Below are 20,842 nucleotides of genomic sequence, written 5' to 3'. Positions count from 1 at the left end.
CAGTCGTTTATACATGGAGAATTTGATGGCAAGCAGTAACTTGATTAAACAATTGCAAGAGCGGGGCCTCGTGGCTCAGGTGACGGACGAAGAAGCGTTAGCAGAGCGACTGGCGCAAGGCCCGATCGCGCTCTATTGCGGCTTCGATCCCACCGCTGACAGCTTGCATTTGGGGCATCTTGTTCCATTGTTATGCCTGAAACGCTTCCAGGAGATGGGCCATAAGCCTGTTGCACTGGTCGGTGGCGCAACCGGTCTGATTGGTGACCCGAGCTTTAAAGCCGCCGAGCGTAAACTGAATACGGAAGACACCGTACAGGAGTGGGTGGACAAAATTCGCAAGCAGGTTGCGCCGTTCCTCGACTTCGATTGCGGTGAAAACTCAGCGATTGCCGCGAATAACTATGACTGGTTTGGCAACATGAACGTGCTGACCTTCCTGCGTGACATCGGCAAGCACTTCTCCGTCAATCAGATGATCAACAAAGAAGCGGTCAAACAGCGTCTGAACCGCGACGATCAGGGCATCTCCTTTACCGAATTCTCTTACAACCTGTTGCAGGGTTATGACTTTGCCTGTCTGAATGAGCTGCATGGCGTTGCGCTGCAGATCGGCGGCTCCGATCAGTGGGGTAATATCACCTCTGGTATTGACCTGACCCGTCGTCTGCATCAGAACCAGGTGTTCGGCCTGACCGTTCCGCTGATTACCAAAGCGGATGGCACGAAATTTGGTAAAACTGAAGGTGGCGCGGTATGGCTTGATCCTAAAAAGACCAGCCCGTACAAATTCTACCAGTTCTGGATTAACACCGCAGATGCGGACGTTTATCGCTTCCTGAAATTCTTCACCTTCATGGACATTGAAGAGATTAATGCGCTTGAAGAAGAAGATAAAAACAGCGGTAAAGCCCCACGTGCACAGTATGTGCTGGCCGATCTGGTCACCCGCCTTGTTCACGGTGAAGACGGTCTGGCGGGAGCAAAACGCATCACTGCAAGCCTGTTTAACGGAACTCTGAGCGATCTGAGCGAAGCGGATTTTGAACAGCTGGCGCAAGATGGCGTGCCAATGGTTGAGATGGAAAAGGGCGCGGACCTGATGCAGGCGCTGGTGGATTCCGAGCTGCAACCGTCGCGCGGACAGGCGCGTAAAACTATTGCCTCTAATGCCATCACCATTAATGGCGAGAAGCAGGCGGACCCGGAATACACGTTCGTCGATGGCGACCGCCTGTATGGTCGTTACACGCTGCTGCGTCGCGGCAAGAAAAATTACTGCCTGATTTGCTGGAAGTAATTGTCAGGACATAAGGGGCGTGGGAAACCACGCCCCTTTATTTTTAGGGTTGTAATAACAAAAATGAATAACATCCTCGCCATTCAGTCCCACGTTGTTTTTGGACATGCCGGCAACAGCGCCGCGGAATTCCCGATGCGCCGTCTTGGGGCCAACGTCTGGCCGCTTAATACCGTACAGTTTTCTAACCATACGCAATATGGCAAATGGACGGGCTGTGTCATGCCGCCAGCGCATTTGACTGACATTGTGCAGGGGATTGCGGATATCGGTAAGCTCAAGCGCTGCGACGCCGTGTTAAGCGGGTATTTGGGGTCTGCGGAGCAGGGTGAGCATATTCTTGGCATCGTTCGTCAGGTAAAAGCTGCGAACCCCTCGGCGAAGTATTTTTGCGATCCGGTGATGGGGCATCCTGAAAAAGGGTGCATCGTTGCGCCGGGCGTCGCTGAATTTCATGTTCGTCATGCGCTTCCCGCGAGCGACATTATTGCGCCCAACCTGTTAGAACTCGAAATCCTCTGTGAACATCCCGTCAATAACGTTGAAGACGCGGTCGCCGCATCACGCGAACTCATTGCGCAGGGACCCGAGATTGTGTTGGTTAAACACCTGGCTCGCGCTGGTTTGAGCGTGGATCGGTTTGAAATGCTGCTGGTGACAAAAGAAGAGGCCTGGCATATCAGTCGACCGCTGGTGGATTTTGGATTTCGTCAGCCGGTGGGTGTGGGAGATGTGACCAGCGGTTTGCTGTTGGTGAAACTGCTGCAAGGCGCAGCGCTGCGTGAGGCGCTAGAACATGTCACCGCAGCGGTTTATGAAATCATGATCGCCACGAAAAATATGCAGGAGTATGAATTGCAGGTTGTGGCGGCACAGGATCGGATCGCAAAGCCAGAGCATTATTTCAGCGTCACTGAGTTGTAAATTTTGACTGGCCGGGTAAGGCGTAACCCTTACCCGGCACAGCAATAAACGTTAAATCAATTCAACCCTTCAGCTTTCAGCGCTGCGGATACCGCAGGACGCTCTGCAACACGCGCCATATAGCTATCAATATGATTCAATCCTTCCATATTGAGCTTCACGGCACGCGCCCAACGCAAGACCGTAAACAGATACGCATCTGCGATGGTAAAGCGCTGGCCGCTGATCCACTGATCATCCTTCAGCGACTCGTTAATGTATTGCAGCTTTTTCTCAAGCAAAGCGCGTACGGTAGGTTTGTACTCTTCTGGCGTATCTGGGCGGAACAGCGGCGTGAAGCCTTTGTGCAGTTCTGTAGCGATGTAATTCAACCATTCCAGCGTTTTATAGCGTGATGCGCTGCCGGTCTGTGCCAGCAACTGGCGGTCGGGAACCGTGTCTGCCAGGTACTGCATGATAGCCACACCCTCAGTGAGCAGCGTACCGTCGTCCAGAACAAGAGCCGGAACCTGTCCCTTCGGGTTGATTGCGAAAAAGTCTTCGCCATTTTCCAGACGCTTTTTCATCAGGTCTACGCTATCAAGCGTAAAATCTTTCCCGCTCTCGCGCAGGGTTATATGGCAGGCAAGAGAGCAGGCGCCCGGTTTATAGAACAGTTTCATCGGTAACTCCTTTTTGCTGAGGTTATAATGATGTTAACGCCAGGTAGAATAAAAAAAAAGCCGCTAACGCACAGTTAGCGGCTTCTCTTCAGTCGTTTCCCGATGGCAATTATGCAGTCGCGGTATCTGTCGCTTTTGCAGCCTTGTCGTCTTCCAGCGTCATACGATTCAGCTTCGGTGCAGTCAACAGCATCAGAACAGCAATAACCGCTGTCGCAATACCGATCTGCATGAATACGCGACCGTAGACTTCCAGTGAGACCAGAGGGTCAGTCACGTTTTCTGGAACGGCCATCAGGTTCGCGATTTTACCTGCAATCAGTGCGGCACCGGCGGTCGTCAGGAACCAGCTACCCATGATGAAGCCCATCAGACGCTGCGGAACCAGCTGTGCAACCATCGCCAGACCCAGACCTGAAATCATCAGCTCACCAATAGACTGCAGCGCATAGCTCAGAATCAGCCAGTTCACAGACACGATACCTGCGTCAGTCGCAAATTTGGTGCCCAGCGGCAGCACGAGGAATGCACCTGAACACAGCACCATACCGATCGCAAATTTGTGTGGCATTGGCAGACGATCGCCCATTTTGTTATAGATAGCGGCCAGAATCGGGCTACCAATCATGATCCAGAATGGGTTCAGTGCCTGGAACTGTTCCGGTTCGAACGCGATACTCAGAATCGAGTGTTCAACGTTACGAATCGCGAAGAAGTTCAAAGACGTTGGCATCTGGCTGTAAAGCACGAAGAATACAACCGCCTGCAGCATCAGGATGAAGGCCACAATCATCTTACGACGTGCAGCGCCCTGCATGGCGAATGCTTCTTTAGCAAAGATGCAGATAATACCCAGTGCCACCACGCCCAGTACCGCACGCGCCACGCCCTGGTTATGCAGCAGCCAGGTAGCAATCGTTGCCAGAATGACTACACCGACTATTGTTGCCAGCAGTTTACCGATATGAACCGGTTCGAAATCGGGTTTTGAACCGTAGTCTTTCACCCAGCTGCGGCAGAACAGGAAGTTCACCACGGTGATCAGCATACCCACAAAGCTCAGCGCAAATGCCACACTCCAGCCGAATTTAGCCGCGAGCCATGGGGTTGCCAGCATTGAGAAGAATGACCCGATGTTGATGGACATGTAGTACATGGTGAATGCACCGTCCAGACGTGGGTCATCTTTGTTGTAGCAGGTAGAGAGCAGGGAAGACGGGTTGGCCTTGAACAGGCCGTTACCGACGGCGATAGTCGCCATACCCATGTAGACCACTGCTGCATCGTGACCAGACCACGCAACCAGACCATAACCGATCGCCAGAACAACGGCGCCCAGCATGATAACGCGTTTGGTGCCGAGGACTTTATCGCCCAACCAGCCGCCAACGGCAACCAGACCGTAGACCAACGCACTAAAAGAAGAGAACAGTGTGATCGAATCCGCTTCGGACATACCCAGTTGTTTGACCAGGTAGACAGCCATAATCCCTTGCAGGCCGTAAAAACCAAAACGTTCCCATAATTCGATAGAGAAGATGAGATAAAACGCTTTAGGTTGTTTGAAGGCGTTTAAGCTAACGCTTTCATCTGTTGGTTTATTGTTTGCAGTAGACACTTATACCTCTTTTTTTACATCCCATATTAACGGGGGTGTTCACGGCGTAATGACCGAAGTTCATTCGCCTTATAGTTATATTGGGAGGGGGAAACGGCGGGTAATGTTCACTATCTTGGCGCGTCTGGCAATACATTTGCAATATTCTGTTACATATAACGATGGCGGCATAATGCAGTGGTCAGGTAAATGTTATTCAGCGTTAAATCTTTCATCATCTGAAATGACGGTTTTTTTCACTACTAAATCCCCGGTGATGATGCGGTAAGGCGATATGTTCTGCTGATAAGCTATTCATCCAGTGATATAGCCCATAATCTGAAAAATGAATGGTTTAATCTTTTGTTAATGAAGGGCTGGGGCCTGTCTGGACAAAGGCTTGGGGCGCATTTTTAAACAAAATTTCAACATCGCGTTATCAGGGTGATCGCGATCACAAATGTATAGAAATTTTCGCTCACGAAAAAACAATTAACCTGCATGAGTGTTAATGAACCGGATCATTGACAGGTTAAGAAGGCAGGGCGGCGGATAATTGTTCGGAAAATGAGGGGAATGCGGTTAGGCCTGGCCTACGTAAGAAAGCGCAGACAGCAAAATCAGGCCCGCGCCTTCTCTATCAGGAATAGACTTTCTCTTTGAACTCGCACAAATCTTCAATAATGCAGCTGCCGCAGCGCGGTTTCCGCGCAATACAGGTGTAACGCCCATGCAGAATCAGCCAGTGGTGGCAGTCGACTTTAAATTCAGCAGGAACGACCTTAAGCAACTTCTCTTCAACCTGTTCGACGTTTTTCCCCGGCGCAAAATTTGTGCGATTGCAGACGCGGAAGATATGGGTGTCGACGGCAATTGTCGGCCAGCCAAACGCGGTGTTGAGCACCACGTTCGCGGTTTTACGCCCCACGCCTGGCAGGGCTTCCAGTGCAGCCCTGTCTTCGGGAACTTCGCCTCCATGCTGTTCCAGTAAGATACGACACGTCTTGATGACGTTCTCCGCCTTGCTGTTAAACAGGCCGATGGTTTTGATATAGGATTTCACGCCCTCGACGCCCAGCTCAAGAATGGCCTGTGGCGTGTTAGCAACGGGATAAAGCTTCGCCGTCGCTTTATTGACGCTGACGTCGGTCGCCTGCGCGGAAAGAAGGACTGAAATCAGCAGCTCGAAAGGTGAGTTGAAGTTCAGTTCTGTCGTCGGATGAGGGTTCTCATTGCGCAGACGCGTCAAAATCGTGAGGCGTTTCTCTTTATTCATGACGCTTTCTCTGGCATCCCTTCCTGCACGCTACGTTCAGCGGCGCGGCGTTTACGTTTTTCATCGATCAGGTATTTTAACGCCAGCATCATGCCAAGGCCAATAAAGGCACCGGGCGGCAGCATTGCTAACAGGAACGGTGTGTCGGTATGGAACACTTCGATACGCAGTGATTTTGCCCAGCTGCCCAACAGCGCGTCCGCGCCATCAAACAGCGTTCCGTTCCCCAAAATTTCACGCATCGATCCGAGGACGAACATCGCGCAGGTCGCGCCCATCCCAATCGCGAAACCGTCGAGAGCAGAGATCAGCGGATCGTTTTTGACTGCGAAGGCTTCGGCACGGCCCACCACGATACAGTTGGTGACGATGAGCGGGATAAAAATTCCCAGCGACTGGTACAGGCCAAACGCGTAGGCGTTAATCAGCATCTGCACGATGCTGACGACAGACGCGATGATCATGACGTAAATCGGGATACGAATTTCCGACGGCGTCCAACGACGCAGCGCCGATATTGATAAGTTGGTGAGCGTCAGCACCAGCGTCGTCGCCAGGCCCAGCCCAAGGGCATTGGTGGCGGTGGACGTCACGGCCAGCAGCGGGCACATTCCCAGTAGCTGGACCAGCGCGGAATTGTTCTTCCAAAGACCCTGGACGATAACGTCTTTAACCTGGCTCATTGTTATTCCTCACACGCTGGAAGTTGATTGAGTTGCGACGGGAGCGTCTCGGCATACAGTCCGGCGCGCTTCACGGCGTTCACGACTGCACGTGGAGTGATCGTGGCACCGGTAAACTGATCAAACTCACCGCCATCCTTTTTCACCGCAAAGGCAGCGTCATTTTCGCCGTGAATGATTTTCCCGGCAAAGTGCAAAATCCAGTCACTTAAACGCACTTCGATTTTATCACCCAGGCCCGGCGTTTCGTGATGCTCTGTCACGCGCGTACCCAGAACCGTACCAGAAAAATCAGTGCCCACCAGCAGCTGGATCGCGCCGGAATACCCATCTGGGGCAGTGGTTTCCATCACCGCGCCTACGGCTTTATCACCTTTACGGGCGATAAACACGCGATGGTTACCTTTGCCCAGTTGTGGAGCCTGAACGATAAAACAGCTTTCCTGCAAATTATTGTCATAGAAATCAGAGGGAATCACCTGATCGAATAACGCTTTTTGCTGCTTCGCGGCCTGTTCGTCAATGGTGGTTTTAGTCAGCTCGTTGACCAGGGCAGTCAATCCGGTCAGGACTGCCGCGAAAATGGCCAGCGTCATGCCGTGTTTTTGCATTGTCTTCAGCATGGCAATTCCTTAACGGTGGCCGTACACGCGAGGACGCGTGTAGTAATCGATTAACGGCACGGTAATGTTGGCCAGCAAAACAGCAAACGCAACGCCATCCGGATACCCCCCGAAACTGCGAATCAACCAGACCAGCAGGCCCGCCAGCACGCCAAAGATGAGACGCCCACGGTTAGTGGTGGAGGCGGTGACAGGGTCGGTCAAAATAAAGAATGCGCCCAGCATCGTCGCACCAGAGAGCAGATGAATCTCCGGGCTTGCCATTGATTCAGGCGAAAAGAGCCAACCCAGCGTTGAGCAGAACGCCAGTGTCGCCAGGAAGCTCACCGGAATATGCCAGCGAATCGCTTTGTTCCACAGGAGGAATACCCCGCCGAGCAGATACGCCAGGTTGACCCACTGCCAGCCCGCTCCGGCTAGAACGCCGCTATAGATAGGGTATTGCATGATCTGATCGACGCTGTGACCGGCATGCAGCGACGTTTTAAAGGTGTCGAGCGGCGTGGCCTGGCTGATACCGTCTACGCCCATTCTCAGCGTGGCCATGTCACCCCCCGTGGCGGTGTGCCCGGTAAAGATCACCTGCAGCGCATCCATCAAGCCAGGCACGGTCGCGGCAATCTCCTGCGGCGGTAACCAACTGGTCATTTGCACCGGGAAAGAGATAAGTAGCACCACATACCCGATCATGGCAGGGTTGAACGGGTTATGCCCAAGACCACCGTACAACTGTTTTGCGATGATGACGGCAAAGACCGTACCCAGGACCACCATCCACCACGGTGCGAAGGGCGGAATGCTGATCGCCAGCAACAGGCCAGTCAGCAATGCTGAGTTGTCCGCAAGAATGCGCGAAACCGGCATTTTGCGCAGCTTCAGAACAAGCGCTTCCGCCCCAAGTGCACTGACACAACCGAGGATAATTTGAAACAGCGTCCCCCAGCCAAAAAACCAGAACTGAACGGCAATGCCTGGCAATGCGGCCAGGCAGACCAGCATCATGATGCGTGATGTCTGGCGCTGGTTATGGGTGTAGGGGGAGCTTGCGATTCTGAAAACCATTTAATCCTCGTTTACTGCCTGCTGTGCGGCTTTCTTAGCCTGAACGCGTGCAATCGCGGCGGCGACTGCGGCTTTGCGTGGGTCGTCATTTGCTGCGGGTTCCGCTTCTTGTGCCGCAGCTTTACGCGCTTTAGCACGTGCGATAGCCGCTTCAACCGCAGCTTTGCGCGGATCGACAGGCGCGTCTTTCACGTCTGATTTTTCTGGTGCGCCAGCTTTACGCGCTTTGGCGCGCGCAATAGCGGCTTCAACCGCAGCTTTGCGCGGATCGACAGGCGCGTCTTTCACGTCTGATTCTTCTGGTGCGTCAGCTTTACGTGCTTTAGCACGTGCAATAGCCGCTTCAACCGCAGCTTTACGCGGATCGACAGGCGTGTCTTGCGCGACTGACTCTTCGGATGCGCCAGCTTTACGTGCTTTGGCACGCGCGATAGCCGCTTCAACCGCAGCTTTACGCGGATCGACAGGCGTGTCTTGCGCGACTGACTCTTCGGATGCGCCAGCTTTACGTGCTTTAGCACGTGCAATAGCCGCTTCAACCGCAGCTTTACGCGGATCGACAGGCGTGTCTTGCGCGGCTGACTCTTCGGATGCGCCAGCTTTACGTGCTTTAGCACGCGCGATAGCCGCTTCAACCGCAGCTTTACGCGGATCGACATTTGCATCCGTCGCTAAAGTTTGTGCTTTTTCTGCCTGATGCGCTCGCGCCTGTGCTTTACGTGCTTCACGTGCGGCGATCACTTCACGGTTGTCCGGTTTCTCACCAGCAGGAATAACCACAACCTCTGCGGCGGTCGCTTTTTTCTCACGAACACGGGCCAGCGCGGCGTTAATCGCTTCCTGATCTTTCTCGGCAGGCTGAACGGCCGCTTTCTTGTGACGTTCCTGACGGGCGATTTTGTCGCGTTCAAGGCGTGCCTGGCGCGCTTCAAAGCGTGCTTTTGCTTCGGCTGCGCGTTTATCTTCCAGCGAAATGGCGTAGATCTCGGCCTTTTCCTGACGGAAGTATTGCACCAGCGGAATGCTGCTCGGACACACCCACGCGCAAGCGCCACACTCGATGCAGTCGGCCAGGTTGTGGGCCTTTGCTTTATCGTGGAGCTGACCTTTGCTGAACCAGTACAACTGCTGCGGCAGTAAATCCGCCGGGCAGGCATCTGCGCACGCGCTGCAACGAATACAGCCTTTTTCTTCCTGCTCTTCGCCCATCTCGCTGGCCGATGGAGCCAGCAGACAGTTGGTAATTTTAACCACCGGAACGTCCAGCCACGGCAGGGTAAAGCCCATCAGCGGACCGCCCATAATGACCATTTGCTCGCTGCCCGGCGAGAATCCTGCGTTTTCCAGCAGATGGCGAACCGGTGTACCCAGGCGTGCCCAGACGTTACCGGGCTGAGAAACAGCCTCACCGGTGAGCGTCACCACGCGTTCGGTTAGAGGTTCACCGTCGATAATCGCGCGTTTTACCGCATACGCCGTACCGACGTTTTGCATCAGCACGCCAATATCGGAGGAGCGTCCGCCATGCGGAACCTGTTTTCCGGTCAAGATTTGTGTGAGCTGTTTCGCACCGCCCGACGGGTATTTGGTTGGAATGACGCGCAGGCCAATATCGTGACTGCCAGCCAGCACTGCACGGAGCATGGAAATGGCTTGCGGTTTGTTATCTTCAATACCGATCAGTACTTCGCGGGGTTGCAAAATATGCGCGAGAATGCGGATGCCTTCTACGACCTGTGCTGCGCAATCCTGCATCAGACGGTCGTCGGCGGTAATATAAGGCTCACATTCTGCGGCATTGATAATGAGCGTCTGGATCTTGTCGCCACCGCCGCGCAGCTTTGTTCCGGTCGGGAAGCCAGCACCGCCCAAACCCGCAACGCCAAACTGATGAATGCGTTCAATCAACGCCTCGCGGCTTGGCGCGCGATAATCATTCCAGCCTTCACGATCGATCCAACGGTCTTCGCCGTCAGGCTCAATCATGACGCTCAATTCCGCCAGTGCAGAAGGGTGAGCCACCGTATGGGGCGCGATCGCCACCACCGTTCCGGACGTTGGGGCGTGAACCGGGAGCATGCGTCCGCGACCAAAGGTAAGCTGTTGACCACGGAGAACAGTATCGCCCACGTTGACGCACAGTTCTCCCTCAGCGCCGATGTGCTGTTTTAGCGGCATAACAAAACGGTTCGCCAGCGGAATCTGGCGCAGCGGTGCGCCGCTGGACTGGGATTTCATCTCTGGCGGATGAACGCCGCCATCAAAATCCCAAATCTTCTCTTTTCTGAAAGCAGAAAATAACTTAAGCATGGTGTTCCACAGGAATTATGCGAACTGGAATGGTTTGAAGATCCCACTTCCAGCTTTCGGTAGTCGTTTCGACCGGACGCAGGTCAATACATTGCGTCGGGCAGGGGGCAACGCAGAGGTTACAGCCCGTACACAAATCCGCGATAACGGTGTGCATAGCGCGCGTTGCGCCGACGATCGCATCAACAGGGCAGGCCTGGATGCACTTCGTACAGCCAATACAGTTGGCTTCGTCAATAACGGCCAGCAGACGTGCTGGCTCTTGTGCGCTTTCATCGCCATCAACAGGCTGAGGGTCAACATTAAGCAGCGTGGCTATTTTCAGCATCACGGCTTCGCCACCCGGCGCACAACGGTTAATTTTTTCGCCCTGACTGCCCACCGCCTCAGCGTAGGGGCGACAGCCAGGGTAACCGCATTGCCCACACTGGCTTTGCGGTAACAGTTCATCGATTTTTTCGACGACCGGATCTCCCTCGACCGCAAAACGGCGCGACGCGTAACCCAAAATGATGCCAAAAAATAGCCCCAGAATGCTGATGGCGATGACGGCAATCCAGATAGCGTTCATTACAACTTCACCAAACCACTAAAGCCCATAAAGGCCAGAGACATCAAACCGGCAGTCACGAGTGCGATGGCGTTACCTTTAAAAGGAGCCGGAATATCGGCGGCGGCCATCCGTTCGCGAATGGAGGCAAACAGCACCATCACCAAGGAAAATCCGACCGCGGCGGAAAAACCGTATAACGCGGATTGCAGGAAATTATGCCCAAGGTTGATGTTCAGAAGTGCAACGCCGAGAACGGCGCAGTTTGTCGTGATCAGCGGCAAGAAGATACCGAGCAGACGGTACAGCGCAGGGCTGGTTTTACGTACCACCATTTCGGTAAATTGCACCACAAATGCGATAACCAGAATAAACGCGAGCGTTCTCAAATAGATCAAGCCCAGCGGGATCAATATCCAGGTATCAATCCACCAGGCGCAAATAGAGGCCAGCGTCATCACAAAGGTGGTTGCCAGGCCCATTCCCATAGCGGTTTCCAGCTTTTTGGAAACCCCCATAAACGGACACAGGCCAAGGAACTTCACCAGCACGAAGTTGTTAACCAGCACCGTTCCGACGAAGAGCAGTAAGTAATCTGTCATTATTCAGCCTGAAATAAAAAAGCCGCCTATTATCGGATAAACCACACCAGGCGACAACAGGATAACTGTAAGGTTATTACGGATTCACAAAGGTCTTCTTCACGCGAGCAGAGCGCCTGAAGTAAGGGGCAAACAGTGAGGCTGCCAGCAGCGGAAACAGCAATTGGCGCACCGCTAATCCGTCTGAAACAGGCGAAAAGGCAAAGGCTTTTAACGCCAGCAGCACAGAAATCAGCAGCCAGATAATATAGTGTTTAGGCACTTTCTGACGTCGCTTAAAGAAAGCAATGGTCAGCCAGAGGGTGTAGTACCACATCGCAATCGCAAAGCCGAAAGAAATAAACCACATGGCGATATTCATTGTGCTTTGTGAGGTTAAATTTTTGAGTGCGTAGGGTGTAACGAGCGCGGTGGAATAAAGCAGCAACGCCAGCGAGGCGCTTAATAATGCAACCAGCAACCAGGCAAGCGGAGCGAATAACCAGCCTCCGATTTTCTCTCCAGGCAATGTGGCCATGTTATCTCCCAAAATTCTGCGCGAAATGAAACCCTGCAAATTTGCCGGGGCGTGAGTATATAACATTTCGCGCGGATGGGTATCTTCTTAGAGCACGTAGCGCCAAACGGTTTTCGGAACCTCGCCGACATTGAACAGGCGTCCGCCAGAAACCAGTTCTGCGCGACGGTGATCGGCTGCACGGTACATATTGATGATTTCCTGATTGTCGGTCAGCGTATAGTTCAGATGGTCAAACAGTTTTTCCAGGCTCTCGAGAGAACTGATTTTACGAAATTTTAATAAATAGTCCTGAACTGTCATATTAATAAGTTTCCATTTTAAAGTAAGTCGTACCGCATACCTGTAGGGTAATTCGCACGAATAATAAACGGATAAAGAAAGGCGTAAATGGCCCATTCAAATGTTGAGGCTAAATTAGGAGTTTTCTTTGGAGAAAACAGGCGTCGGACGACACCTGGAAAAGAAGGTTAACCCTGATTAACATCCCAGGCAATATGCAACTGACAACATGTGTCACTCTTTTGGCGGAGGAGGTTACTTCGCCTGCGAGGCTGCAACGGGTTCAGGTGGTTGGTAGTTATCAATATGACTCGCTACGCCGAGAAGAACGACGGAAACACCCAGGACAACCCATCCTGCTAACTCAATGATTCGATTGATTATTGACGCCATGATTCGAGTTTGTAATTTATCCATAAATACAGAGCGTGAATGTTACAGCGTGACTTTCTGCATCGCAAGTATTTTGAAGACGGTTTACCTCCAGCAATTCAGTGAGTTATCTGAATAAGTCTGGCTCATGAGTGGAAGCATGCTATTTTTGTTTATGTAATCCATTACAAAATGATTGTGACGCCATTGTTGATAGTGTGAAAATGCGCGTACGACAAGACAAGAGGCAACGACATGAGTGACAAAATTCGCGTTGGATTAATTGGTTACGGATACGCCAGTAAGACCTTTCATGCGCCGCTGATTGCGGGTACGCCCGGGATGGAATTGGCCGTCGTATCAAGTAGCGATGCGTCAAAAGTGCATGCGGACTGGCCAACCGTCGCCGTAGTTTCTGAACCTAAAAAACTCTTTGACGATCCCAATATCGACTTGATTGTTATTCCTACCCCAAATGATACCCATTTCCCGCTGGCGAAAGCGGCGCTCGAAGCGGGCAAGCATGTGGTGGTTGATAAACCGTTCACGGTAACGTTGTCGCAGGCGCGTGAGCTGGATGCGCTGGCAAAAAGCCTGGGGCGCTTGCTGTCTGTTTTCCATAACCGTCGCTGGGACAGTGATTTCCTCACGGTCAAAACGCTAATCGGCGAAGGAACATTGGGCGAGGTGGCTTACTTCGAATCCCACTTTGACCGTTTCCGCCCTCAGGTGCGTAACCGCTGGCGTGAGCAGGCTGGTCCGGGCAGCGGAATTTGGTACGATTTGGCTCCCCATCTGCTTGACCAGGCGGTAAATCTGTTTGGTTTGCCGGTCAGCATGACGGTCGATCTGGCGCAACTGCGTCCAGGCGCCCAGGCCACTGACTATTTCCACGCCATTCTGAGCTATCCGCAGCGTCGCGTGGTACTTCACGGCACCATGCTGGCTGCGGCAGAATCTGCGCGCTATATCGTTCACGGCACGCGCGGCAGTTACGTTAAGTTTGGTTTAGATCCGCAGGAAGACCGACTCAAAAACGGTGAGCGTTTGCCGCAGGAAGACTGGGGATATGACATGCGCGACGGCGTGTTGACGCGCGTGGAGGGCGAAGAGCAGGTACAGGAAACCTGGCTGACGCTACCGGGCAACTATCCGGCCTATTATGCGGGTATCCGCGATGCGCTTAACGGCACGGGCGAAAACCCGGTGCCAGCTAGTCAGGCCATTCAGATTATGGAGCTGATTGAACTGGGGATTGAATCCGCCAAGCATCGCTCGACGCTCTGCCTGGCATAAAAAAGAAGGCCGATGTAATGCCGGCCTTTTTAAATCATCCTGCGACTAATTCGCGCAGCGCTTGTTTCTCCGATGGCGTTAAGAACGCAATTTCCAGCCCGTTAATCTGCGCCTGACGAATCTGTTCACGGCTCAGACCCGCCTGCGGTGCCGCAACATTATACTCGTGAATAATATCGACACCCTGTACTGCCGGATCGTCAGTGTTCAGCGTGGCCAGAACGCCATGTTCGAGGAACGTTTTTAGCGGATGTTGCGCCAGAGAAGCGACGGTGCTGGTCTGGATATTGGACGTCAGGCAGGATTCAATGCCAATACGTTGTTCCGCCAGGAAATCCATCAATGCGCGATCTTCAACGGCTTTCACACCATGGCCGATACGCTCTGCGCCCAGCTCCCGAATAGCCTGCCAGATGCTTTCCGGGCCCGCCGCTTCCCCGGCATGAACCGTAATATGCCAGCCTGCGTCGCGTGCACGGTTGAAGTGAGAGAGGAACAGACTGCCCGGGAAGCCCAGCTCATCGCCAGCCAGATCGACAGCCGTAATATGGTCACGATGGGCCAGCAAACCCTCCAGCTCCTGCAGACATGCCGACTCACCGAAGGTGCGGCTCATTATTCCGATTAAACGCGCCTGAACGTTAAAGGCTTTGCAGCCTTCGCGAACGCCTTCGATCACTGCTTCGACAACGCCTTCTACCGGCAGGTTGTGAGTCATGGCCATATAGCCTGGGGAAAAACGTAATTCGACGTAATGCAGGCCGTTACGCGCGGCGTCTTCGATATTCTCAAACGCCACACGGCGACAGGCATCCAGAGACGCCAGCACTTTCACACCCCAGTCGAGTTTACTCAGAAAACTCACGAGGTCCGGTTCGTTAGCGGTCACCTGTACATGGGGAATTAATGACTCAAGAGTTGCTGCGGGAAGTGACAAATTAAACTGGCGGCCAAGGTCGAGAATAGTCTGGGCGCGAATGTTGCCGTCAAGATGACGGTGAATGTCCGTTAAAGGTAGGCGTGTATCGATCATGGTCGCACTCTTTTTCTGGTTAAAGTGCGGCTCATTATAAAAACAAAACGGGGTAAAAAGCTATTTGCGCAACGGAATATTCTATTGCGCAATGTGATTACAGCAGGGCGTTGATCCCAGCAATGAGTCGTTGGACACCTAGCTCAAGCTTGCTGCGCGGGCAACCCGCATTCAGGCGTAAAAATCCGTTCCCTTCCGCACCGTAAGTAAATCCGGGCATGATGGCGACTTTTTGCTGCGCGATCAGTACTTTTTGCAGCGCGTTATCATCAATGTTTAATGGACGAAGATCGATCCACGCCAGATAGGTGGCTTCTGGCGGCTGCCAGTGAAGATTCGGAAAAGTGCTGTTTAATTTTTCAGCGATATAGCGAAGATTACTTGCCAGATAGTCTCGCAGCGCATCCAGCCACGGCTCGCCTTGCTGATACGCCGCGATATGTGCCGTCAGTGCCAGAACAGAAGGGGAAGAAAGTCCATCGCGCCCCTTTAATGCACTCAGATAGGCGTTACGGCTTGCGTCATCGCCAATCAAACCATACGCGCCGGTCAGCGCCGGAATATTAAAACTTTTCGACCCCGAGGTCAGGAGCGCCCATTTGCTGCGCGCCACTTCATTCCACGGCGTATGACGATGATTTCTCCAGACCATATCCATGTGAATTTCATCGCTGATGACCGCAACGTCATAGCGTTCGCACAGTTCAGCCATCGTCTGAAGCTCGTCGCGCGTCCAGACTTTACCGGTCGGGTTTTGCGGACTGCAAAGCAATAAGATTGTGTTTGAAGGCTGAGAGAGCGCCGCTTCGAGTTTGGCCATATCGCATTGCCAGCCTGAAGCCTGCTTTTCCATCGCCACGGGCACCACATGACGCTCATTGCCTTCAATAGCCTTGTAAAAGGCATCATAAGCGGGCGTGTGAACCACGATTCCTTCACCGGGTGTTGACCAGAGGCGGATCAGTTCGGAAACCATGTAGATAACAGACGGCCCATACACCATCGTGTTGGTATCGATGCGACTGTTAAAGCGTTGCTGGAACCAGTGCGCGACGGCGGCCAGAAATTCGTCATTTTTCCAGCGGCTGTAACCTAATACGCCGTGGTTGATACGCTGGTGCAATGCCTCTGTGATACAGGGCGCGGTGGCGAAATCCATATCGGAGATGGTAAACGGCAGCAGGTCGGCAGCACCAAAACGGTCGGCCACATAATCCCATTGCGTACACCAGGTGCCGTGCCGATCGACCACCGTTGAAAAATCAAACATATTTCTCGTCCTTTAAGTAAAAACCCCCTTCAGCGAAGGGGGCGAGACGTCAGGCTTCTACCGTTCTCATCAGGGTTGATAGCTCATCTTTAACCGATTGCACCTGCGGGCCAATGACCACCTGCAGATTATGCTGATTGAGCTGGACCACGCCGATGGCGCGATTGGCTTTCAGCGCGTTGGTATCGACTTTCGACATATCGCTAACTGACAGACGTAAACGGGTGATGCAGTTATCCAGCGAGGTAATATTATCCGCGCCACCGAGTGCCGCCAGAATAGCCGGGGTGTTATAGCCTGATTTCCCTACCGTGCCCACGATAGCCGTTTCAACGCTGCTGGCGGTATCCGTATCGCGGCCCGGAGTTTTTAGGTTAAAGCGCGTGATCGCGAAGCGGAAGATCCCGTAGTACACAGCGAACCAAATTGCCGCGACCACCGGCACCAGATACCACTTGGTTGACAGGCCATGCAGAATGCCAAACACCACGAAATCGATCACGTTACCGTCGGTGTTGCCGATGGTGACACCCAGAACTGCCATGGTGGTAAAGCCCAGACCCGTCAGCACGGCGTGAATGAGATACAGAACCGGGGCCACGAACAGGAACAGGAACTCGATCGGCTCCGTCGTTCCGCCGACGACGCACGCGATCACGCCAGAGATCAGCAGACCCTTAATCTTATGACGGTTTTCAGGGCGGGCACAGTGGTACATCGCCAGCGCCGCACCCGGTAAACCGCCCAGGAAGGCTGGCATTTTACCTTGTGACAGGAAGCGCGTAGCGCTCTCGGAGAAACCATGCGTGGTTGGGCAGCTCAGCTGTGCCTGGAAGATAGTCAGCGCGCCGCTCACATCGTGGCCGCAGACGTCCATTGTGCCGCCTGCTTCGGTAAAGCGGATCAGCGCCACCAGAATATGCTGCAAACCAAACGGCAGCAGCAGGCGTTCACCGGTACCAAAAATCATCGGCCCAAAATCGCCCGCGCTATTGATGATATGACCAATACCGGTGATGCCCAGGGCAAAGACCGGCCAGACCAGCGGGATCACCAGACCAAACAGGCCCATCACCACCGTGGTAATGATCGGCACAAAACGGGTTCCGCCGAAGAAGGCCAACGCATCCGGCAGACGAATATTATGAAAACGCTCATGCAGCATCCAAATAATCACCCCGGCGATAACCGCGCCGAGAATACCGGTGTCGATCGACTGAATACCAATCACGTTCTGGATGTTGTTGGCTTTAAGAATCGCCGCGTCAGTGGTGGGCAGAATCCCCTTCGCCGTTAGCCAGAAGTTCACCGCCAGATTCATAACGGCGTAACCGACGAAACCGGCAAACGCCGCGACGCCTTTGTTCTCACGCGCCAGACCCAGCGGGATAGCGATACAGAACATCACGGGCAGGAAGCTAAACGCGAAGGAGCCAACTTTGCTCATCCAGACAAAGATCGCCTGCAGCACGGGATTGCCCAGGAACGGAATCAGCGTCACGACATCGTGGCTACTCAGTGAACTGCCGATCCCCAGCATGATCCCGCAAAAAGAGAGGAGCGCCACGGGTAACATAAAGGTTTTACCCAGTTGCTGGAAAAACTCCCACAGCGATATTTTTTGTGCTGCTTTCGCCGTCATAAAACGACTCCTTTATTGTTAAAATAAATGTTACGTCTTCATTGCAGCGAAAGATAAAACGTTTTACCAAAGTTTAGTGCGCTCTGAATCACATTCTCATGCTTTAATTCGCAGTATAAAGATAACGTATTGATAAAACGTTTTACCGATCTGAACATCAGGGAGCTATGCGTTCACATGTCTGTTGCGAAAAAAATCACCATTAATGACGTTGCGCTGGCGGCAGGGGTGTCGGTCAGCACCGTGTCGCTTGTCTTGAGTGGAAAGGGGCGAATTTCTGCCGCCACGGGCCAGCGCGTCAACGATGCGGTTGAGCAACTCGGGTTTGTGCGTAACCGTCAGGCGGCATCACTGCGTGGGGGGCAAAGTGGCGTGATCGGCCTGATTGTCCGTGACCTGACGTCCCCATTTTATGCAGAACTGACCGCGGGGCTGACCGAAGCGCTGGAAGCGCAGGGGCGAATGGTTTTTCTAATGCACGGGGGCCGCGAGCCGGAACAGCTTCTCTCTCGCCTTGATATGTTGCTCACTCAGGGTGTGGACGGCGTGATTATCGCCGGTGCTTCTGGCGCGGGGAGCGAACTTTGCGCACGCGCCGCCGACAAAGGCATTCCGCTGGTGTTTGCTTCACGCGCCAGCTATCTCGATGAGGCCGACACGCTGCGTCCCGACAACATGCAGGCGGCGCAAATGCTGACCGAACATCTTATTCGTCGCGGTCATCAGCGTATTGCATGGCTAGGCGGAAAAAGTTCTTCGCTGACCCGCGCTGAGCGCGTCGGCGGTTACTGCGCCACGCTGATTAAATACGGTTTGCCTTTTCACAGCGAATGGGTTGTCGAATGCGAGTCCAGTCAAAAGAAAGCGGCGGAAGCGATGGGGGCATTACTCAGCAGCAACCCAACCATCAGCGCGGTCATTTGTTATAACGACATTATTGCGATGGGGGCATGGTTCGGTTTGATTCGTGCGGGCCGTCAGACGGGTGAGGGCGGGGTTGAGGCGTTCTTCGATCATCAGGTGGCGCTGGGGGCATTCGCAGACGTGGGAGAAAACGCGCTGGATGATTTACCCATCGTCTGGGCGACGACCCCAGCACGCGAGATGGGCTATACGCTGGCGGATCGCATTATGCAGCGGATTGATAAATCGGAAGTGCAGGCTGGGCATCAGATTGTATCGGCGCGGTTGGTGACGGTGAAATAGCGGGATGTTTCTGAGCGAAGGGCGTTTCGGGCAAATAAAAAGCCCCTCAACAGAGGGGCTTTAACATTACTGCTGCGGTACGGCAGGCATTGCGGGTGGTGCCGGTTCGGCAGGTGCAGCCTGGCCCGGCAAGCCGAGGGTCGGCATACCGAACATGCCGACAAAATCTTCCAGTGGCATTTTCTGACCGTTAAGTGTGACCTGGCCATTGGCATACTGCAGGCTGGTCCCGATCACGTTGTCTTCAAGCGTAGTGATACGGAACATCTGGCCCATAGCCGCCATGCCTTTCACCTGCTGGCTCGCCAGTTTTGCAGCGTCCGCTTCGTTATACCCTTCCAGCTTCGCAATCTGCGTCATGAACTCAGTCGCCATATCCACAGGAATGGTCAGCTTGCTTTCAAGCGATTTCACGCTGCGATCCACTTCCTGCGCCAGCGTTTGAGCTTCGCCAGTTGCGGTCGCCGGATCTTTCAGGAACAACGACAGGTTAAAGTTGGTTTCGCCTTTGCTGTTTTTCCAGCTCAGCGGCCCAATCGTAATAACCGGTTCGCCTTTTAACAGGATCGGCAAATTACTGACGAGTGCATCCATCGCTTTCTGCTGGTACAGCTCAGGATTGTTGGTCATCAGCTCTTTATCCGCGAGCAAAGCCTGACTCTGTGCACGATACTGCTGGCTAAACTGGTGCCACGCCTGGCCATCGATATTGCCCACTTTCGCGGTCAGTTTGCCGGAACCCAGATCCTGACCCTGCACCTTCAGGCTTTTCAGGGTGTAATCCAGTTGGCTGTCGATATTCTTGCCATCTTTAGAGATCTCAGATTTGCCGTTGAGATCCATATCTTCCAGCACGGCCATCTCTTTCCCTTCAACGCCGATTGCCAGCTTACCGAGGGAGATTTTCTGATCGCCAATACGCTCGTCAAAGCTGGTGAGGCGGCTATTACCGTCAGTTTTCAGATTATTAAAGGTCAGCTGAACCTTCTGGCCGTATTCATTCACCGCGTTAACCAGTCCGCTTTCTGCGCTACCCGTCAGTGAGAATTCGTTACCTTCGCGATCGGCATTAAGCTGGAAATTACCGCCGCTGAAGGCCACTTTCTCATCGCCTTTTTCGTAGTTCAGGGCTTTAAGGGCGATATCCGAGCGGGTATCACCGGCATAGCTAATACGCGTATCAATAACAAACGGTGGCTCGTTCTTCGCCAGATCGAACAGTGGCTTAGACGCTTCGTTGTTCACCAGCGTGGTTTTCACCGACGCCATGGAAGGGATCAGGTTGAAATGCTTCAGCTGTGCAAATGGGAACGGACCGTGATCGATGATTTCATCCAGCACAACGCTTTGCCCAGCTTTCAGCCAGGTATTTTCTGTCCCGGCGACGGGCTTCACGACCAGTTGCATATGGCTGGTAAACACGCCGCGCTGATAATCCTGATAGCTCAGTTCCAGCCCGGCTTCCGGGGCGGTGCGTTTCATTTCGCTGTTGGCCTGCGCCACCATCTCTGCCAGACGGTTTTCCAGTTGCTTACCGGTGAACCAGGACGCGCCTGTCCAGACCACACCTAGCGCCACTACAACCCCAACCGCTATAACCGATTTTTTCATCGTCATTATCCCTAAAATGAAACC

At 53.3% G+C, this 20,842-nt stretch carries 20 protein-coding genes; 4 read left to right on the top strand and 16 right to left on the bottom strand.

Annotation, left to right across the window (positions count from 1 at the left end; all coding sequences use genetic code 11):
• Positions 1–25 precede the first annotated feature (25 nt).
• Positions 26–1,300: a tyrosine--tRNA ligase gene (gene tyrS / locus AC07RN_RS00840; protein ID WP_478335338.1), complete on the top strand. Its 1,275-nt coding sequence runs from the start codon at positions 26–28 to the stop codon at positions 1,298–1,300.
• Between the two features lie 63 nt (positions 1,301–1,363).
• Positions 1,364–2,224 (top strand): pyridoxal kinase PdxY, encoded by an 861-nt coding sequence (pdxY, locus tag AC07RN_RS00835; RefSeq protein WP_478335337.1) that lies wholly within the window; start codon positions 1,364–1,366, stop codon positions 2,222–2,224.
• 56 nt (positions 2,225–2,280) lie between these two features.
• On the opposite strand, the gene gstA is transcribed toward pdxY, so the two are convergent.
• From gstA to blr, 12 genes are all read right to left on the bottom strand, one after another.
• Positions 2,281–2,886 carry a glutathione transferase GstA gene (gstA, locus tag AC07RN_RS00830; protein ID WP_235135443.1) on the bottom strand — a complete coding sequence of 202 codons (606 nt, stop codon included), beginning with the start codon at positions 2,884–2,886 and terminating at the stop codon, positions 2,281–2,283.
• 109 nt (positions 2,887–2,995) lie between these two features.
• On the bottom strand, positions 2,996–4,504 hold the full coding sequence (gene dtpA / locus AC07RN_RS00825; protein WP_235135444.1) for a dipeptide/tripeptide permease DtpA: 1,509 nt from the start codon (positions 4,502–4,504) through the stop codon (positions 2,996–2,998).
• A 619-nt stretch (positions 4,505–5,123) separates the two neighbouring features.
• Positions 5,124–5,759 (bottom strand): endonuclease III, encoded by a 636-nt coding sequence (gene nth, locus AC07RN_RS00820; RefSeq protein ID WP_235135445.1) that lies wholly within the window; start codon positions 5,757–5,759, stop codon positions 5,124–5,126.
• The gene (locus AC07RN_RS00815; RefSeq protein WP_478335336.1) at positions 5,756–6,442 is read right to left on the bottom strand and encodes an electron transport complex subunit E; all 687 of its coding nucleotides are present in this window, start codon (positions 6,440–6,442) and stop codon (positions 5,756–5,758) included. The genes nth and AC07RN_RS00815 overlap by 4 nt, the downstream gene beginning before the upstream one ends.
• 2 nt (positions 6,443–6,444) lie before the next feature.
• Entirely contained in the window at positions 6,445–7,065 is a 621-nt protein-coding gene (rsxG, locus tag AC07RN_RS00810) for an electron transport complex subunit RsxG (RefSeq protein ID WP_478335335.1), read from the bottom strand.
• A 9-nt stretch (positions 7,066–7,074) separates the two neighbouring features.
• Positions 7,075–8,127: an electron transport complex subunit RsxD gene (gene rsxD, locus AC07RN_RS00805; RefSeq protein WP_235135447.1), complete on the bottom strand. Its 1,053-nt coding sequence runs from the start codon at positions 8,125–8,127 to the stop codon at positions 7,075–7,077.
• A complete protein-coding gene (gene rsxC / locus AC07RN_RS00800) occupies positions 8,128–10,437 on the bottom strand; it encodes an electron transport complex subunit RsxC (protein WP_478335334.1) in 2,310 nt (769 codons plus the stop codon).
• On the bottom strand, positions 10,430–11,008 hold the full coding sequence (gene rsxB, locus AC07RN_RS00795; protein WP_478335333.1) for an electron transport complex subunit RsxB: 579 nt from the start codon (positions 11,006–11,008) through the stop codon (positions 10,430–10,432). Before rsxB ends, rsxC begins: the two co-directional genes overlap by 8 nt.
• Positions 11,008–11,589, bottom strand: a complete 582-nt coding sequence (gene rsxA, locus AC07RN_RS00790) for an electron transport complex subunit RsxA (protein WP_012017215.1) — start codon at positions 11,587–11,589, stop codon at positions 11,008–11,010. Before rsxA ends, rsxB begins: the two co-directional genes overlap by 1 nt.
• 76 nt (positions 11,590–11,665) lie before the next feature.
• Positions 11,666–12,106: a DUF2569 domain-containing protein gene (locus AC07RN_RS00785; RefSeq protein WP_012017216.1), complete on the bottom strand. Its 441-nt coding sequence runs from the start codon at positions 12,104–12,106 to the stop codon at positions 11,666–11,668.
• Between the two features lie 87 nt (positions 12,107–12,193).
• On the bottom strand, positions 12,194–12,409 hold the full coding sequence (ydgT, locus tag AC07RN_RS00780; protein WP_041689386.1) for a transcription modulator YdgT: 216 nt from the start codon (positions 12,407–12,409) through the stop codon (positions 12,194–12,196).
• Between the two features lie 234 nt (positions 12,410–12,643).
• Positions 12,644–12,769, bottom strand: coding sequence for a division septum protein Blr (gene blr, locus AC07RN_RS00775; protein WP_169794899.1), 126 nt, complete (start codon positions 12,767–12,769; stop codon positions 12,644–12,646).
• Positions 12,770–13,015: 246 nt separating this feature from the next.
• On the opposite strand from blr, the gene AC07RN_RS00770 reads away from it, so the two are divergent.
• Entirely contained in the window at positions 13,016–14,056 is a 1,041-nt protein-coding gene (locus AC07RN_RS00770) for an oxidoreductase (RefSeq protein WP_235135449.1), read from the top strand.
• Between the two features lie 34 nt (positions 14,057–14,090).
• Here AC07RN_RS00770 and add read toward each other — a convergent pair whose 3' ends face one another.
• The 3 genes from add to malX all read right to left on the bottom strand — a co-directional run bounded on the left by add (position 14,091) and on the right by malX (position 18,001).
• A complete protein-coding gene (add, locus tag AC07RN_RS00765) occupies positions 14,091–15,089 on the bottom strand; it encodes an adenosine deaminase (protein WP_235135450.1) in 999 nt (332 codons plus the stop codon).
• Between the two features lie 97 nt (positions 15,090–15,186).
• Entirely contained in the window at positions 15,187–16,359 is a 1,173-nt protein-coding gene (locus AC07RN_RS00760; protein WP_478335332.1) for a MalY/PatB family protein, read from the bottom strand.
• A gap of 49 nt (positions 16,360–16,408) precedes the next feature.
• Positions 16,409–18,001 (bottom strand): maltose/glucose-specific PTS transporter subunit IIBC, encoded by a 1,593-nt coding sequence (gene malX / locus AC07RN_RS00755; protein WP_478335331.1) that lies wholly within the window; start codon positions 17,999–18,001, stop codon positions 16,409–16,411.
• A 177-nt stretch (positions 18,002–18,178) separates the two neighbouring features.
• Between malX and AC07RN_RS00750 the strand changes: the two genes are divergently transcribed.
• Positions 18,179–19,207: a Mal regulon transcriptional regulator MalI gene (locus tag AC07RN_RS00750; protein ID WP_012017222.1), complete on the top strand. Its 1,029-nt coding sequence runs from the start codon at positions 18,179–18,181 to the stop codon at positions 19,205–19,207.
• A 66-nt stretch (positions 19,208–19,273) separates the two neighbouring features.
• Here the strand turns inward: AC07RN_RS00750 and AC07RN_RS00745 are convergent, their stop codons facing one another.
• Entirely contained in the window at positions 19,274–20,818 is a 1,545-nt protein-coding gene (locus tag AC07RN_RS00745; RefSeq protein ID WP_478335330.1) for a YdgA family protein, read from the bottom strand.
• Positions 20,819–20,842: the final 24 nt, after the last annotated feature.

It is taken from the genome of Lelliottia sp. GFLA7 (assembly GCF_056490165.1).
This window is presented reverse-complemented; position numbering and strand designations above follow the sequence as displayed.